The organism is Phenylobacterium sp., assembly GCF_036263695.1.
Classification (GTDB): Bacteria; Pseudomonadota; Alphaproteobacteria; order Caulobacterales; family Caulobacteraceae; genus Phenylobacterium.
The window spans coordinates 1-2,219 of record NZ_DATAGM010000293.1; the positions used below are offsets into that span (position 1 = coordinate 1).

At 69.2% G+C, this 2,219-nt stretch carries 3 protein-coding genes and 1 pseudogene; 2 read left to right on the forward strand and 2 right to left on the reverse strand.

Features of this window, described 5'->3' with window-relative positions:
- Together VHK87_RS11780 and VHK87_RS11785 are read left to right on the forward strand one after the other, a co-directional pair.
- Window positions 1-190 (forward strand): annotated as a pseudogene (locus VHK87_RS11780) (hypothetical protein); the annotation flags it as partial.
- A complete protein-coding gene (locus VHK87_RS11785; protein ID WP_329635087.1) occupies window positions 153-440 on the forward strand; it encodes a DUF1330 domain-containing protein in 288 nt (95 codons plus the stop codon). The pseudogene VHK87_RS11780 and the gene VHK87_RS11785, both read left to right, overlap by 38 nt.
- On the opposite strand, the gene VHK87_RS11790 is transcribed toward VHK87_RS11785, so the two are convergent.
- Window positions 427-1,599 carry a hypothetical protein gene (locus VHK87_RS11790; RefSeq protein ID WP_329635088.1) on the reverse strand — a complete coding sequence of 391 codons (1,173 nt, stop codon included), beginning with the start codon at window positions 1,597-1,599 and terminating at the stop codon, window positions 427-429. The two genes, VHK87_RS11785 and VHK87_RS11790, sit on opposite strands and share 14 nt — an antisense overlap.
- Window positions 1,574-2,219 (reverse strand): MBOAT family O-acyltransferase (locus VHK87_RS11795; RefSeq protein ID WP_329635089.1); only part of this gene is annotated, 646 nt, incomplete at its 5' end. The genes VHK87_RS11795 and VHK87_RS11790, both read right to left, overlap by 26 nt.

The following is a 2,219-nucleotide window of genomic DNA, read 5'->3' on the forward strand; positions in this document are numbered from 1 at the left end:
CTCCAACGCCATCTACCCGATCCACGCCGCCTTTGTCGGCGGCCGGGCCTACGACGTGGTGACCTGCCTGAGCGGTCTGGCGCTGGCCGGCATGGGCGGCTTCGGCCTATGGTCCTTCGTGGTCAAGCCGAGGAAGAAGAGGGCGCGCGCCGATGACCGTCTACGTCCTGGCCCAGCTGAAATTCACTGACCGGCCGGCCTACGAACGCTACCGGGCCCGCTTCAGCGAGGTGTTCCGCAAGTTCGAAGGCAAGGTGCTGGCGGCGGACGAGAGTCCGCAGGTCCTGGAAGGCGCGTGGGACGGGGACAAGGTGGTCCTGCTGGCCTTTCCGGACGAGGCGGCCGCACGCGCGTTCGTTTTCGACCCCGAGTACCAGGAGATCTCCAAAGATCGGCAGGCCGGCGCAGACACCGTCTCGCTGCTGGTCAGCGGGCTGTGACCGCCGCCTGCCTGCGCGCCCGTTCGGCGTAGAGGATGCGGGCGAACTCGGCGGTGTAGGCCTCCGCGTCGCGCGGATGCAGGTGCGAGGTCTCGGGCAGGCGGTAGCCCTGCAGCCCGGCGTGGTCCTGGTAGTGGATGCCGATCGTACCGGTCTCGCGGACCAGCCGGTCGAAGTAGCGGCTGCGATGGAAGGCGGTGGACTCGGCCTTCAGGAATATCCCCTCGACCGGATGCAGCGCGAAGATTACATCGCCGCCCCTGCCGCGGATCTTCTCCACGTCCCTGCGGACTTCGGCGATGACCGCCTGCACCTGGGCTTCGGTCAGCGGGGGCGCCCTTCGACCGGCGGTCATCGGCCAGATATCGATCGCCTGCTGGCGGTAACTCTCGTCGTCAGCCACTCGGCGCCACAGCTCGGCGTTCCGGTCAGCCTCCATGATCTGCAGCTTGAAGGGATCGCGACGCGGGGGCTGGCCGGGCCGGGTCGGCAGGTACTGGTTGAACCAGATCTCCCGCGGGCGCGTCTGGTCGTCGAGGAAGGCGAACACCTGATCGAAGGCGTTGGTCAGCCGGTGGCCGAAGCGCTGGGAGGGCGTCTGGTCGCGGGTGAAGGCGAGCACGTCGGCGCGCCGTCCGCCGGCCGTGGCGAAGAACTGCGGCGTCGCCATGTCGGCGATCACCACGCCGCGGAAGTTCGGGTCGTTGGCCAGGTCGGTGAGCGCGAACCTGGGGCTGGTGCCCTCCAAAGAGAGCTGGATCGGGCGCACGCCCGCGGTCTGCTCCCACACTCCCAGGTCGATGTCGAAGAAGTTGCGCGATGAGCCGATCAGCACCGTCGCGTCACCCACCGCCCGGCGGCGCTCCTGGGCCCAGGCGCTGGACGAGTTCTTCATGTCGCCGGGCTCGTACATCCGGTAGCGCCAGTAGCCTTCCCAGATCGCCACCAGCGCGACCGTCATTACCAGGACGCTGAGGGCGATGCGGCCCCAGGGCCGCTCGGGGATGATCCGGTGGGCCTCCTCGAGGGCGTCGGCGGCGATCAGGCCGTCGTCGGGCGCGGCGGCGATCTCGGGCTCGGCGGCGGGCTCCCGCGCGGCGCGGCGCTTGGCGAGCGGGACGCCTGCGGCCGCCTCAGAACTGGAAGTAGATGAAGGCATTTTCCGAGCCCTGGCTGATGATGACGGCGAAGGCCATGAAGGTCCAAAGCCCCGCGATAACGGCGGCGGGGGTGCGGGCCACGACCGCCTCGAGGGAGGTGGCGCGCATGCGCGAATGGGCGAACAGCATCCCGGCGACGATCAGCGCTACGGCCAGGATGTCGTTCAGGTAGAGCAGGGGCTTGGCGCCGGCGGCGCCGACCGACATCGAACCCAGGAGGCGCGCCGCCTGGCCGAAGTCCTGCGAGCGGAAGAAGACCCAGGCGACGTTGACGAGGCCGAAGGTGATCGCGCCGGCGGCGAGCTTGAAGGCGAAGGAGTTGAAGGCCGGCCGCGCGCCGAACGCCTCGCGCAGCCACCGTTCGACGACGAGGTAGAGGCCGTGCAGCCCGCCCCAGACCACGAAGGTCCAGTTGGCGCCGTGCCACAGCCCGCCCAGCAGCATGGTGATCAGCAGGTTGGCGTAGGTGCGGACCCGGCCCTTCCGGTTGCCGCCCAGCGAAACGTAGAGGTAGTCCCGCAGCCAGGTGGACAGCGAGATGTGCCAGCGCCGCCAGAAGTCCGAGAAGCCCACCGAGGCGTAGGGCGAGTTGAAGTTCTGCGGCAGGTGGAAGCCCAGG